Annotated in this window: 11 protein-coding genes; all 11 read right to left on the bottom strand. The window is 67.9% G+C overall.

Annotated elements, in window-relative coordinates; translation table 11 throughout:
- Positions 1–5: 5 nt before the first annotated feature.
- Positions 6–1,823 (bottom strand): FimV family protein, encoded by a 1,818-nt coding sequence (locus LRR16_RS11170; RefSeq protein ID WP_370646791.1) that lies wholly within the window; start codon positions 1,821–1,823, stop codon positions 6–8.
- 310 nt (positions 1,824–2,133) lie between these two features.
- Complete coding sequence (gene asd / locus LRR16_RS11165; RefSeq protein WP_006578096.1) at positions 2,134–3,270, bottom strand: aspartate-semialdehyde dehydrogenase; 1,137 nt, start codon at positions 3,268–3,270, stop codon at positions 2,134–2,136.
- Between the two features lie 89 nt (positions 3,271–3,359).
- Positions 3,360–3,494 carry a hypothetical protein gene (locus LRR16_RS24405; protein ID WP_255674109.1) on the bottom strand — a complete coding sequence of 45 codons (135 nt, stop codon included), beginning with the start codon at positions 3,492–3,494 and terminating at the stop codon, positions 3,360–3,362.
- Positions 3,495–3,668: 174 nt separating this feature from the next.
- Complete coding sequence (gene leuB, locus LRR16_RS11160; protein WP_232205871.1) at positions 3,669–4,736, bottom strand: 3-isopropylmalate dehydrogenase; 1,068 nt, start codon at positions 4,734–4,736, stop codon at positions 3,669–3,671.
- Positions 4,737–4,818: 82 nt separating this feature from the next.
- Positions 4,819–5,469, bottom strand: a complete 651-nt coding sequence (gene leuD / locus LRR16_RS11155; RefSeq protein WP_023263465.1) for a 3-isopropylmalate dehydratase small subunit — start codon at positions 5,467–5,469, stop codon at positions 4,819–4,821.
- A 33-nt stretch (positions 5,470–5,502) separates the two neighbouring features.
- Complete coding sequence (gene leuC, locus LRR16_RS11150; RefSeq protein WP_006578092.1) at positions 5,503–6,912, bottom strand: 3-isopropylmalate dehydratase large subunit; 1,410 nt, start codon at positions 6,910–6,912, stop codon at positions 5,503–5,505.
- A 280-nt stretch (positions 6,913–7,192) separates the two neighbouring features.
- Positions 7,193–8,992 carry a methyl-accepting chemotaxis protein gene (locus LRR16_RS11145; RefSeq protein ID WP_232205870.1) on the bottom strand — a complete coding sequence of 600 codons (1,800 nt, stop codon included), beginning with the start codon at positions 8,990–8,992 and terminating at the stop codon, positions 7,193–7,195.
- A gap of 175 nt (positions 8,993–9,167) precedes the next feature.
- Positions 9,168–10,469, bottom strand: a complete 1,302-nt coding sequence (gene gltA, locus LRR16_RS11140; protein WP_006578089.1) for a citrate synthase — start codon at positions 10,467–10,469, stop codon at positions 9,168–9,170.
- 42 nt (positions 10,470–10,511) lie between these two features.
- The gene (locus LRR16_RS11135) at positions 10,512–10,796 is read right to left on the bottom strand and encodes a succinate dehydrogenase assembly factor 2 (RefSeq protein ID WP_006578088.1); all 285 of its coding nucleotides are present in this window, start codon (positions 10,794–10,796) and stop codon (positions 10,512–10,514) included.
- A gap of 52 nt (positions 10,797–10,848) precedes the next feature.
- A complete protein-coding gene (locus LRR16_RS11130) occupies positions 10,849–11,550 on the bottom strand; it encodes a succinate dehydrogenase iron-sulfur subunit (RefSeq protein WP_006578087.1) in 702 nt (233 codons plus the stop codon).
- Between the two features lie 42 nt (positions 11,551–11,592).
- Positions 11,593–13,371 carry a succinate dehydrogenase flavoprotein subunit gene (gene sdhA, locus LRR16_RS11125; protein ID WP_006578086.1) on the bottom strand — a complete coding sequence of 593 codons (1,779 nt, stop codon included), beginning with the start codon at positions 13,369–13,371 and terminating at the stop codon, positions 11,593–11,595.
- Between the last annotated feature and the right edge of the window lie 2 nt (positions 13,372–13,373).

Genomic DNA, 13,373 nt, shown 5'->3' with positions numbered 1-13,373 from the left:
CGGGCTCACGAACGCGGCGGCGTGCCGGGGGACGTATCGGAGGACGTATCGGAGGACGTATCGGGGGGCGCCATGATATCAGGCGAGCCCTTGGCGGAACGGGTGCCGGCATCGCCGCCATCGAGATCGAGCGAGATCCCGCCGAGGTCGAAGGCCAGCGGACGAGGCGCGGGCGCGGTCGTGCGCGGCGTGTGCGGCTCGTCGGCCTCGATGTCCTGGCCGTCGTCGGCCTCCACCGGGAGGTCGGCGAACGCCTGCGCCGCGGACGCCGGCGCGGCGATCGGCTGGTCGCCGGTGGGCGCCGGAAAGGCATCCAGCGGCAGGCTCAGGCCAGTCAGCGCGATCGGGGCTCCGGCGAGGATATCGGCGCCAGCGGTCGGAGCCCCAGGCTCCCCCGGCTCTGCGGCCAGCGGACGGCGCTGGCGCCGGTACAGCGCGTAGCCGCCCAGCAGCGCGAGTGCGATGCCACCGCCCGGCAAGGTCCACGGGCTCTGCAGCAACGTATCGAACCAGGAGGCCGAGGCGTGCAGCGGCGATGTGGGGGCCGAGGCGGCACCCGATGGCGATGCGGAGGCCGCCGGCGCGGCCGCGCTGGGCCGCGTGCCTGGCGCGACGGTGGCCGGCGCTGCCGGAGCGCTGGCGCCCTGCCCCGGCTGCTCCGGCTTGCCGTCCTGCCCCAGCCTGGCCAGCTCGGCGCTCTTCATCTCGAGCAGGCGCTGCATGTCGCCGACGTTCTTGCGCAACTGCGTCAGGCGCTCCTCCGCCTCTCGCAACTGGCGCTCGCGTGCGAGCTTCGCCTCGGCGCTCTCGCCGTTGGGCGCCACGGCGCCCGCCTCCGGCTTGCTGAGCCGCAGTTCGTCGCGCGCCTGCTCCGGCACGGCGGCGTCGTGCACGCGCGCGGTGATCTGCCCGCGCTGCTGCTGGCCGCTCTGCGGTTGCACCTGCATCGCCGCGGCCGCATCGGCCAGCCGGTTGCGGTAGGCATCGAAGGCGCGGGTATGCGCGACGATCTCGCGGCGCGCCTCCGGCCCGGCGATCGATCCGGACTGTTGCGCCGACGGCAGCGACAGCACCGCGCCCGCCTTCAGCCGGTTCATGTTGCCGGCGATGAAGGCATCGCGATTGGCGCGGTACAGCGCGACCACCATTTGATCGAGCGAGACGGCGTCGCGCTGCTGCACCAGTTCGCGCACGATGCCGTACAGATGGTCGCCGCGGCGGACGGTGTAGCTGCCGCCGGCCATGCCCGGCGACTTCGTGGCAGGCTTGGCGGCCGGCTTCGTGGCCGGCTTCATGGCCGAGCCGGCGGCCGCGGCGGCCGGCGGCTGCGCGGGAGGAGCAACCGCCGGCGCGGCCGGCTCCGGCGTGGCGGCCTGCACCAGCGGCGTCGTACCGGCGTCCGGCTGGGCGGCGATGGCCGGATCCGCCGGCGGCGCGGCCAGCAGCACGGTGTAGGCCCGGGTTGTCGTTGCAGTCGCCCCGACGGCGCCGGCCGCCCCGCCCGGCCCGCGCAACTCCAGCAGCAGATCGATGAAGTTCCCGCCCATCGGCTGCGCCGAGCGCAGCCGCGCCACATGGCGGCCGTCGGCGTTGCGCGCCAGCTGGATCTGCAGCCCCTCGGCCCCCGCCGGATAGGTCAGTCCCGCCGCCGCATAGGCCTGGGGCGAGGCCAGCGCCAGCGTCAAACCCTCGGCCTCCCCGGCCGCGACATCGCGCAGCTCGATCTCGGCCTGCAGCGGCTGGCCCTGCGCCGAGAGCACCTGCAGCGATCCCAGCGACGCCGCTTCAGCGGCCGAAGGCGGCAGCGCCTGGCTCAGCAGCACGCCGAGGGCGGCGGCCGCCAGCGCGTGGCGGCGCGGCCGGCGTGGGCCATGCGGACGAGGTGGACGAGGTGGACGGTGTGGGTGCTCTGTCGTGGGGAGGCGGCGATGGTGGCTCACTGGGACCTCATGCGGGGTGGGGGTTCGACGGGCGATCGCGCGAAAGCACGGTATTGTGACCCAAGACCCCGACGGGACAATGTCCGGAAACGACAACGCCGCGCATCGGCGCGGCGTCGTTGGCCAGCGGGTGGCGGCGCGGCGGCCGGGGTGTCGGCTCGCCGCAACGCCACGTCAGCCGGTCGGCAGGCGATCAGCTCTCGATCAGGATCCGCAGCATGCGGCGCAGCGGCTCGGCGGCGCCCCACAGCAGCTGGTCGCCGACGGTGAAGGCCGACAGGTATTCGCCGCCCATCTGCATCTTGCGCAGTCGGCCGACCGGGATCGTCAGCGTGCCGGTCACGGCGGCCGGCGTCAGGTCGGTCATGCTGGCTTCGCGGGTGTTCGGCACGACCTTGGCCCACGGGTTATGGGCGGCCAGCATGCCTTCGATCTCGTCCAGCGGCACGTCGCGGCGCAGCTTGATGGTCAGCGCCTGCGAGTGGCAACGCATCGCGCCGATGCGCACGCACAGCCCGTCGACCGCGATCGGCGTGGCACCGGTGGCGCCGAGGAAGCCGTCGCCACGGCCCAGGATCTTGTTGGTCTCGGCGCCGCCCTTCCATTCCTCGCGCGACACGCCGTTGCCCAGGTCCTTGTCGATCCACGGAATCAGGTTGCCGGCCAGCGGCACGCCGAACTGCTTGGTTTCGTCGGCGGACAGGCCGTGCTGGGTCGCCAGGATGGTGCGGTCGATTTCCAGGATCGCCGAGGCCGGATCGTCCAGCAGCGGCTTGACCGCGGCGTTCAGCGTGCCGAACTGGGTCAGCAGCTCGCGCATGTGCTGGGCGCCACCGCCCGAGGCGGCCTGGTAGGTCATCGAGGTCATCCACTCGACCAGGTCGTGCTGGAACAGCCCGCCCAGGCCCATCAGCATGCAGCTGACCGTGCAGTTGCCGCCGATGAAATTCTTGACGCCCTTGGACAGCGCGTCCTTGATCACACCCTGGTTGACCGGATCGAGCACGATGATCGCGTCGTCCTTCATCCGCAGCGACGAAGCGGCGTCGATCCAGTAGCCCTTCCAGCCGGCGGCCCGCAGCTTCGGGAAGACCTCGTTGGTGTAGTCCCCGCCCTGGGCGGTCAGCACGACGTCGCAGCGCTTGAGCGCTTCGATGTCGTTGGCGTCCTGCAGCGTGGTTTCGTTCTTGGCCATCGCCGGCGCCTTGCCGCCTGCGTTGGACGTGCTGAAGAAAACCGGCTCGATATGGTCGAAGTCGCGCTCTTCCTGCATGCGTTGCATCAGCACGCTGCCGACCATTCCTCGCCAACCGACGAGACCTACAATCATGACTAACCTCGGATGTGATTGAAAACTTCCCCGCATTTTCCTCGCCCGGCGTGGCTGCGCGGGGAAGACGGGCAGGCACGACGAACGATCTAGGCGATCGTGGTTTTGATAATGGTTTTAATCGTCGTTGCGGTGATGGCGCCGCGCGTACCCGCGCCCGCCGTGGCGCGCAGGGCGGCCGGCAAGGCAATTTCCGTCGGGAGGAATCGGGCGATTCGGGGCATCGGCGCAGTCTACACGATTTTCCGGGGTTGAGCTGGGGCTGCCCTCTTCCCGGCCCTCTCCCGCATGCGGGAGAGGGAGTACACCAGCGGCACTGAACCACGCTGCCGGTTCTCTCCCCTCTCCCGCTCGCGGGAGAGGGGCCGGGGGAGGGGGGCAACCAGCGCCCTCGATCCTTACAACGCTGCCAGTACCGCCTCGCCCATCTCGCGGGTGCCGACCTGCCTGCAGCCCGGCGTCAGGATGTCCGCGGTGCGGTAGCCCTGGGCCAGCACGGTCTTGACGGCGTTTTCGATGCGGTCGGCCTGCTCGGCCTTGTTCAGCGAATAGCGCAGCATCATCGCGGCCGACAGGATGGTCGCCAGCGGGTTGGCGACGCCCTTGCCGGCGATGTCCGGCGCCGAGCCGTGCGACGGCTCGTACAGGCCCTTGTTGTTGGCGTCCAGCGAGGCCGACGGCAGCATGCCGATCGAGCCCGTCAGCATCGCGGCCTCGTCCGACAGGATGTCCCCGAACATGTTGCCGGTGACGATCACGTCGAAGCTCTTGGGCGCCTTGACGAGCTGCATCGCGGCGTTGTCGACGTACATGTGCGACAGCTCGACGTCCGGATACTCCTTCGACACCTCGATCACGATGTCCTTCCAGAACTGGAAAGTCTCGAGCACGTTGGCCTTGTCGACGCTGCACAGCTTCTTGCCGCGCTTGGCCGCGGCCTGGAACGCGACGTGGGCGATGCGGCGGATTTCCGGCTCGCTGTAGCGCATCGTGTCGAAGCCCTCGCGCGCGCCGGGGAACAGCCCGTCGGTCGCCGTGCGCACGCCGCGCGGCTGGCCGAAGTAGATGTCGCCGTTCAGCTCGCGCACGATCAGGATGTCCAGGCCCGCGACCAGCTCGGGCTTCAGGCTGGAGGCGCCCGTCAGCTCGGGATAGCAGATCGCCGGGCGGAAGTTGGCGAACAGCTGCAGATGCTTGCGCAGGCCCAGGATCGCCTGCTCGGGGCGCAGCGCGCGCTCCAGGCTGTCGTACTTCCAGTCGCCCACCGCGCCGAACAGGATCGCGTCGGCCTGCTGCGCGAGCTTCAGCGTTTCCTCGGGCAGCGGATGGCCCTTGGCCTCGTAGCCGGCGCCGCCCACCGGCGCGGTTTCCATCTCGAACTTCTCGTCGAGGGCGTTCAGGACCTTGACGGCCTGTTCGACGATCTCGGGGCCGATGCCGTCGCCCGGCAGGACTGCGATCTTCATGCTGTGTTTGCCTTGTTGTCGTTTCGGTTCGTTGCGGTTTGCCTGCAATGCAGGCAGCGCGCTGCGCGGTGCTACGCCGGCGTCAGCCGACCAGCCGGTGGTTCAGCCACGGCATCTTCGCCACGCGCTCGGCCTCGAAGGCGCGGATCTTGTCCGCGTGGCGCAGCGTCAGGCCGATATCGTCGAAGCCGTTCAGCATGCAGTACTTGCGGAACGGCGCGATGTCGAACTCGAAGCCGGCGCCCGACGGCGTGATCACGGCCTGGCGCTCCAGGTCGATGGTCAGCTGGTAGCCGTTGAAGGCATTGGTCTCGTTGAACAGCTGGTCGACCTGGGCTTCGGTCAGCACCACCGGCAGCAGGCCGTTCTTGTAGCAGTTGTTGAAGAAGATGTCGGCGAAGCTGGGCGCGATGACCGCGCGGAAGCCGTACTGGGTCAGCGCCCACGGCGCGTGTTCGCGCGAGCTGCCGCAGCCGAAGTTGTCGCGCGCCAGCAGGATCGACGCGCCCTGGTAGCGCGGCTGGTTCAGCACGAAGTCCGGGTTCAGCGGGCGCTTGCTGTTGTCCTGGCCCGGCTGGCCGACATCGAGATAGCGCCATTCGTCGAACAGGTTCGGACCGAATCCGGTGCGCTTGATCGACTTGAGGAATTGCTTGGGAATGATCGCGTCGGTATCGACGTTGGCGCGATCGAGCGGCGCCACCAGGCCCTTGTGTACAGTGAACTTTTCCATGGTCTCGTCCTTGGTTCCGGGGTCGGCGAGGCGTCAGCCGAGCTGGCGGATATCGACAAAATGGCCTTCGATCGCGGCCGCCGCCGCCATCGCCGGGCTGACCAGATGCGTGCGGCCGCCGGCGCCCTGCCGGCCCTCGAAGTTGCGGTTCGAGGTCGAGGCGCAGCGCTCGCCCGGATCGAGCCGGTCGGCATTCATCGCCAGGCACATCGAGCAGCCCGGCTCGCGCCATTCGAAGCCGGCGGCCTTGAAGACCTTGTCCAGCCCTTCGCGCTCGGCCTGTTCCTTGACCAGGCCCGAGCCCGGCACCACCATCGCCAGCTTGACGTTGGAGGCGATGCGGCGGCCCAGCTTCTGCACCACCCAGGCGGCGGCGCGCATGTCCTCGATCCGGCTGTTGGTGCACGAGCCGATGAAGACCTTGTCGATGCGCACGTCCTGGATCGGCACGTTCGGCTGCAGGCCCATGTACTGCAGCGCGCGCTCGATCGCGTTGCGCTTGTTCGGATCCTTTTCCTTGTCCGGATCGGGGATGCGGTCCTCGATGCTGATCACCATCTCGGGCGAGGTGCCCCAGGTGACCTGCGGTCGCACTTCCTCGGCCCGCAGCTCGACCACGCGGTCGAAATGCGCGCCCGGGTCCGAATGCAGCGTGCGCCAGTAGGCGACCGCCTGCTCCCACTCGGCGCCCTGCGGCGCATAAGGACGGCCCTTGACGTAGTCGAGCGTGACGTCGTCGACGGCGATCAGGCCGGCGCGCGCGCCCGCTTCGATCGCCATGTTGCAGACGGTCATGCGCCCTTCCATCGTCAGGTCGCGGATCGCCGAGCCGGCAAACTCGATGGTGTAGCCGGTGCCGCCCGCGGTGCCGATCTTGCCGATGATGGCCAGCACGATGTCCTTGGCCGTGCAGCCGCGCGGCAGCTTGCCCTCGACCTTGACCAGCATGTTCTTCGCCTTCTTGCCCAGCAGCGTCTGCGTGGCCAGCACGTGCTCGACCTCGGAAGTGCCGATGCCGTGCGCCAGCGCGCCGAAGGCGCCGTGCGTGCTCGTGTGCGAGTCGCCGCAGACCACCGTCATGCCGGGCAGCGTCGCGCCCTGCTCCGGTCCGATCACGTGCACGATGCCCTGGCGGTGGTCGGTCATCTTGAACTGCGTGATGCCGTAGGCGTCGCAGTTGGCGTCCAGCGTGTCGACCTGCAGCTTCGAGATCGGGTCGGCGATGCCGTGGCTGCGGTCGGTGGTCGGCACATTGTGGTCCGACACCGCCAGGTTCGCGCTGATGCGCCACACCGGCCGCTCGGCCAGCTTCAGCCCTTCGAACGCCTGCGGGCTGGTCACCTCGTGCAGCAGGTGCCGGTCGATATAGAGCAGCGTGGTGCCGTCTTCCTCGACGTGCACGGTATGGTCGTCCCAGAGTTTGTCGTAGAGCGTCTTGGCCATGTCGCGGGGGGCGGCGACAGCCTCGCCGAGGCGGGCCGGCACCGCTGATAGAAGTTGCGGGGAGGAGGTCTTCGCAGCGTCGAAGGCAGCGCGGGGCTGCGTGGCTGCGTTTGCTTGACTTCGGGGGGAATTATGCCGGAAACCCCGGCGAAACAAGGGTTTGCCGCCGGCGGCGATGTAATGTGATTGGCGAAAGGGGGATTTCGCGGATGGCGAAAACGCCGTTTTTTCGCGGCGTTTTCGTCGGCAAGGGGCTGCGCAGGCCGGCCCCGGCACCCCTTCAATCGAGCCGGAAGGTCCGCACCACGCCGGCCAGCCGGCCCGCCTGGTCCTGCAGCATCGTCGCGGCCGCGGTCGACTGCTCGACCAGCGCCGCGTTCTGCTGGACCATCTGGTCCAGCTGCCCCACGGCGGCGTTGACCTCCTGGATGCCGCGCGTCTGCTCCTGCGCCGCATGCAGGATTTCGGAGATCACCTGCGACACGCTGGTCACGTTGCCGACGATCTCGCGCATGGTGCCGCCGCTGCGCTCGACCTGCTCGGAGCCCGCGTTGACGCTGCTGACCGTCGACTCGATCAGCGTCTTGATCTCCCTGGCCGCCTGCGAGCTGCGCTGCGCCAGCGAGCGCACCTCGCCCGCCACCACCGCGAAGCCCCGCCCCTGCTCGCCGGCGCGCGCCGCTTCCACGGCCGCATTCAGCGCCAGGATATTGGTCTGGAACGCGATGCCGTCGATCACGCCGGTGATGTCCGACACCTTGACCGCCGCCTGCTGCACGTCGCCCATGGTCCGGACCGCGGCCTGGATCGCGTGGCCGCCCTCGTCGGCGACCTGCTTGGCCTGCACCGAAGAGCGCTCGGCGGCGCGGGCCGACGCCTCGGACTGCCCCACCGTCGCGGTGATCTGCTCCATCGACGCCGCCGTCTGCTGCAGGCTCGCGGCCGCCGATTCGGTGCGGCGCGACAGGTCGGCATTGCCGGCGGCGATCTCGTTGGCGGCCCCGTGCACGGCCTCGCTGGCATCGCGGATCTGCCGCATCACGCCGACCAGCTTGTCGGCAAAGGCGTTGAAGGCGCCGGCGATCTGCGCGACCTCGTCCTTGCCCTGCGCCGGCAGCCGGCGCGTCAGGTCCCCGTCGCCACTGCCGATGGCCGCCATCGCATCGCGAATCGACGACAGGCGGCGGAACGAGACCGCCGTCACGGCCGCCATGATCAGCGCGGCGGCCAGCGCCACCACCACCAGCGAGATCACCGAGGCGACCAGCACCGAGCGCATGCCGGCGGTGGCCTCGGCCTTGTCCAGCGCGATCACCGCCATCCAGTCGGTGCCCGGCACGGCCGTCACGCCCAGCAGCTTGGCCTCGTCGCCGACCATCACCTCCATCGGCGTGTCGATGCCCAGCTGCGCGGCCAGCTTGTCGCCGTCCAGGCCGGGGATCAGTTCGCCGATCGGCTTGAGCATCAGCTTGTCGTCGCCATACGCGACGATCTGGCCGTTGCGCGCCACCAGGATGCCGAAGCTGCTCGGGGTCGGATGGATCGAACGCACGTTCTCGACGACGCCGTCCATTGGCACATTGCCGCCAACCACCGCGCGCAGGCTGCCGTCGCGGATGATCGGCACCGCGAACGTCACCACCATCTTGCCGGTACTGGCCGACACGTAAGGCGGCGTGACCACCGGCTTGCCGGCGGCCGACGCGAGCTTGTACCACGGCCGCGAGGTCGGGTCGAAGCCAGGCTTGACGCTCTCGGGATTGGAAAAATGGTGGCGCTTGTCGGGGTAGCCGACAAAGGTGTTCAGGAAGCCGCCGGCCTCGACGATCAGCTTCAGCACCGGACCCGGGTCCTCCTGCAGCGCCGCCTCGTGCAGCGCGGCCATGCTGGCCGTATGGGCGGACACCCATTCGGCGATCGCGTCGACATGGCCGGCCTGCACCGCGCGCAGATTGTTGCGGATGGCTTCGTCGTTGTAGCGGGAGGCAACCAGATGGTTGACCACGGCGTTGCAGACCAGCGCGACGACGACGATGGCCACCGAGAATCCAACGATGCGCGCGCGCAGCGAGCCGAACATGTGATTACCCCTTCTCTTGTGATGGGCGGGATGCAGACGATTGCTGCATCGATTTACGGCGCATCAGCCGAAAGGGTTGAGTAGGGACAATCCCTGTTCAGAAATCCGCCCCCAATAAAAAACGCCCCGTGCCGGGGCACGGGGCGTTCTTCGACGCGGTTGGCGCGAGCGCGGATCAGCGCTTGCCCATCTCCGGCACGTCGCGGGTCGCGGCGCCGTTGAACAGCTGGCGCGGGCGGCCGATCTTGTACTCCGGATCGGTGATCATCTCTTCCCACTGCGAGATCCAGCCCACGGTGCGGGCCAGCGCGAAGATGCAGGTGAACATCGAGGTCGGGATGCCCAGCGCGCGCTGCACGATGCCCGAGTAGAAATCGACATTCGGGTACAGCTTGCGGCTGACGAAGTACTCGTCTTCCAGCGCGATCTTTTCCAGCTCCATCGCCAGCTTGAACAGCGGGTCGTTGTGCAGGCCCAGCTCGTTCAGCACCTCGTGGCAGGTCTCGCGCATCAGCTTGGCGCGCGGGTCGTAGTTCTTGTAGACGCGGTGGCCGAAGCCCATCAGGCGCACGCCCGAGTTCTTGTCCTTGACCTGCTTGATGAACTCGCCGATGTTGTCGACGCTGCCGATCTCTTCCAGCATGTTCAGCGCCGCTTCGTTGGCGCCGCCGTGAGCCGGGCCCCACAGGCAGGCCACGCCCGAGGCGATCGCCGCGAACGGGTTGGTGCCCGACGAACCGGCCAGGCGCACGGTCGAGGTCGACGCGTTCTGCTCGTGGTCGGCGTGCAGGATGAAGATGCGGTCCAGCGCGCGCTCGAGCACCGGGTTGACCTGGAACGGCGCGCACGGCGTGGCGAACATCATGCGCATGAAGTTGCCGGTGTACGACAGGTCGTTCTGCGGGTAGATGTACGGCTGGCCGATGTTGTACTTGTAGGACATCGCGACCAGGGTCGGCATCTTCGCGATCAGGCGGATCGCCGAGATTTCGCGCTGGTGCGGATCGTTGATGTCCATCGCGTCGTGATAGAACGCGGACATGCCGCCCACCAGGCCGGTCAGCACGGCCATCGGGTGCGCATCGCGGCGGAAGCCCCGCATGAAGAACTGCATCTGCTCGTGAACCATCGTGTGGTTCATCACGCGGCCGACGAATTCTTCCTTCTGCTTGGCGTTGGGCAGCTCGCCCTTGAGCAGCAGGTAGCAGACTTCGAGGAAGTCGCACTTCTCGGCCAGTTGCTCGATCGGATAGCCGCGGTACAGCAGTTCGCCCTTGTCACCGTCGATGTAGGTGATGCGGGAATTGCAGGAGGCCGTCGACATGAATCCCGGGTCGTAGGTGAACTTGCCGGTCTGGCCGTACAGCTTGCGGATGTCGATCACGTCCGGGCCGACGGTACCCTTGTAGATCGGCAGCTCGACGCTGGGGGACCCATCGGAGAACGATAGCGTGGCTTTCACATCGGACGGCGTCATGTCGGTTCCTTCAAATGCTAAGAATAATAGTGTTGACCAAACTCACACCGAGCGCAGCAGGCCAAGCAGCTTGCGCATCGGCGGCGTGTCGAGCTCACCGTCCAGCTCCTTGCGGGCAAGCAGCAGGTCCATCAACTCGTTGTCGCTGAGCTCGAGCAGCTCGCTCAGCGATGCCACGTCCTCGTCGGACAGGCTCTCCTCGTAACGGTTGAAAAAACGTTCGACGATGATGTCGTTCTCCAGCAGGCCGCGGCGCGCGCGCCAGCGCAGTCGCGCCCGCTTGTGCGGGTCGGCCTGATGGGAGAAAGTGGTGGGGTGATCCGTCATATGGCTTGGCCTTCACGGACGACGCCGCGCGGCGTCGTCCGGTCCAGCAGGTTCAGACCGCGCGGCGAACCATCAATTCCCGAATCTTGCCGATCGCCTTGGTCGGATTCAGTCCCTTCGGGCACACATCCACGCAGTTCATGATGGTGTGGCAGCGGAACAGGCGATACGGGTCGTTCAGGTCGTCCAGACGCTGGCCGGTGGCCTGGTCGCGGCTGTCGGCGATGAAGCGGTAGGCCTGCAGCAGGCCGGCCGGGCCGACGAACTTGTCCGGGTTCCACCAGAACGACGGGCACGAGGTCGAGCAGCTCGCGCACAGAATACACTCGTACAGGCCGTCGAGCTCGTCGCGCTCTTCCGGCGTCTGCAGGCGCTCCTTCTCGGGGGGCGGCTCGTCGTTGATCAGGAACGGCTTGATCGAGTGGTACTGCTTGAAGAACTGCGTCATGTCGACGATCAGGTCGCGCACGACGGGCAGGCCCGGCAGCGGACGCAGCACGATGCGGTCCGGCAGCTCGCGCATGTTGGTCAGGCACGCCAGGCCGTTCTTGCCGTTGATGTTCATCGCGTCCGAACCGCACACGCCTTCGCGGCAGGAGCGGCGGAACGAGATGCTCTCGTCGAGCTTCTTGAGCTTGACCAGGGCATCGAGCAGCATGCGTTCGTGACCGTCGAGCTCGACCTCGTAGGTCTGCATGCGGGGCGCCGCGTCCTTGTCCGGATCGTAGCGGTAGACTTCGAAAATACGCTTCATTTCTGTGGGTCCTGTAGTCGTCTGTAGTCGCCTACGCGGTGCTTAGAAGGTGCGGGCCTTGGGCGGAACGCTTTCCACCGTCAGCGGCTGCATCTTGACCGGCTTGTAGTCGAGACGGTTCCCTTCGCTGTAGAACAGCGAGTGCTTGAGCCAGTTCTCGTCGTCGCGGGTCGGGAAGTCGCTGTGGGCGTGGGCGCCGCGCGATTCCTTGCGGGCCGCCGCCGAGATCATCGTGGCCTTGGCCACTTCGACCAGGTTGGCCACTTCCAGCGCCTCGACCAGCGCGGTGTTGAACACCTTCGACTTGTCCTTCAGGTGGATGCTGTCGGCGCGCTCGGCCACTTCCAGGATGCGCTGCACGCCTTCGTCCATCAGCTTCTGCGTGCGGAACACGCCGGCGTGCGACTGCATGTTGCGGCGGATGTCGTTGGCGACGTCCTGCGCATACTCCCCCGACGAGGACGACTGCAGCTTCGCGAGGCGCGACAGCGCGAGGTCGGCGGCGTCGGCCGGCAGCGGCTTGTGTTCCTTCTGCTTGAGCGCGGTCGAGATGATGTGGTTGCCGGCGGCGCGGCCGAACACCACCAGGTCCAGCAGCGAATTGGTGCCCAGGCGGTTGGCGCCGTGCACCGACACGCACGAGCATTCGCCGATCGCGTAGAAGCCGTTGACGACCTCGTTCGGATTGCCGTTCTTCGGCACCACGACCTGGCCGTAGTAGTTGGTCGGAATGCCGCCCATCTGGTAGTGGATGGTCGGCACGACCGGGATCGGTTCCTTGATCGCGTCGACGTTGGCGAACTTCAGGCCGATCTCGCGGATCGACGGCAGGCGCTTCATGATCTTCTCGGCGCCGACGTGGGTCAGGTCGAGCAGCACGTAGTCGCCGTTCGGACCGCAGCCGCGGCCTTCCTTGATTTCCTGGTCCATCGAGCGCGAGACGAAGTCGCGCGGCGCCAGGTCCTTCAGCGTCGGCGCGTAGCGCTCCATGAAGCGTTCGCCATCCTTGTTGCGCAGGATGCCGCCTTCGCCGCGCACGCCTTCGGTGATCAGCACGCCCGCGCCGGCCACGCCGGTCGGGTGGAACTGCCAGAACTCCATGTCTTCCAGCGGCACGCCAGCGCGCGCCGCCATGCCCAGGCCGTCACCGGTGTTGATGAAGGCGTTGGTCGACGCGGCGTAGATGCGGCCGGCGCCGCCGGTGGCGAACAGCGTGGTCTTGGCCTCGAGGATGTAGACCTCGCCGGTTTCCATTTCCAGCGCGGTCACGCCCAGCACGTCGCCGTCCTGGTCGCGGATCAGGTCCAGCGCCATCCACTCGACGAAGAAGTGGGTCTTGGCGCGGACGTTGCGCTGGTACAGGGTGTGCAGCAGCGCGTGGCCGGTACGGTCGGCCGCGGCGCAGGCACGCTGCACCGGCTTCTCGCCGTAGTTGGCGGTGTGGCCGCCGAACGGGCGCTGATAGATCGTGCCGTCGGGGTTGCGGTCGAACGGCATGCCGAAGTGCTCGAGCTCGTAGACCACCTTCGGCGCTTCACGGCACATGAACTCGATGGCGTCCTGGTCGCCCAGCCAGTCCGAGCCCTTGACCGTGTCGTAGAAGTGATAGTGCCAGTTGTCCTCGCTCATGTTGCCGAGCGAGGCACCGATGCCGCCCTGCGCCGCCACCGTGTGCGAGCGCGTGGGGAACACCTTGGAGAGCACGGCGACGTTCAGGCCGGCTTCCGCGAGCTGGAGGGATGCGCGCATCCCGGCGCCGCCCGCCCCGACGATGACCACGTCAAAGCGCCGACGCGGCAATCCAGTCTTGACTGCGACCATGA

It is taken from the genome of Cupriavidus sp. UGS-1 (assembly GCF_021213615.1).
GTDB lineage: Bacteria > Pseudomonadota > Gammaproteobacteria > Burkholderiales > Burkholderiaceae > Cupriavidus.
The sequence above is the reverse complement of the archived record's forward strand: the minus strand, read 5'-3'. Positions and strand labels throughout refer to the sequence as shown.

Excerpts from the sequence above, each read along its gene's own strand:
- asd (WP_006578096.1), bottom strand. The coding sequence starts at position 3,270 with ATGATTGTAGGTCTCGTCGGTTGGCGAGGAATGGTCGGCAGCGTGCTG.
- leuC (WP_006578092.1), bottom strand. The coding sequence starts at position 6,912 with ATGGCCAAGACGCTCTACGACAAACTCTGGGACGACCATACCGTGCAC.
- leuD (WP_023263465.1), bottom strand. The coding sequence starts at position 5,469 with ATGGAAAAGTTCACTGTACACAAGGGCCTGGTGGCGCCGCTCGATCGC.
- LRR16_RS24405 (WP_255674109.1), bottom strand. The coding sequence starts at position 3,494 with ATGCCCCGAATCGCCCGATTCCTCCCGACGGAAATTGCCTTGCCGGCC.
- gltA (WP_006578089.1), bottom strand. The coding sequence starts at position 10,469 with ATGACGCCGTCCGATGTGAAAGCCACGCTATCGTTCTCCGATGGGTCC.
- LRR16_RS11145 (WP_232205870.1), bottom strand. The coding sequence starts at position 8,992 with ATGTTCGGCTCGCTGCGCGCGCGCATCGTTGGATTCTCGGTGGCCATC.
- sdhA (WP_006578086.1), bottom strand. The coding sequence starts at position 13,371 with ATGGTCGCAGTCAAGACTGGATTGCCGCGTCGGCGCTTTGACGTGGTC.
- leuB (WP_232205871.1), bottom strand. The coding sequence starts at position 4,736 with ATGAAGATCGCAGTCCTGCCGGGCGACGGCATCGGCCCCGAGATCGTC.
- LRR16_RS11135 (WP_006578088.1), bottom strand. The coding sequence starts at position 10,796 with ATGACGGATCACCCCACCACTTTCTCCCATCAGGCCGACCCGCACAAG.
- LRR16_RS11130 (WP_006578087.1), bottom strand. The coding sequence starts at position 11,550 with ATGAAGCGTATTTTCGAAGTCTACCGCTACGATCCGGACAAGGACGCG.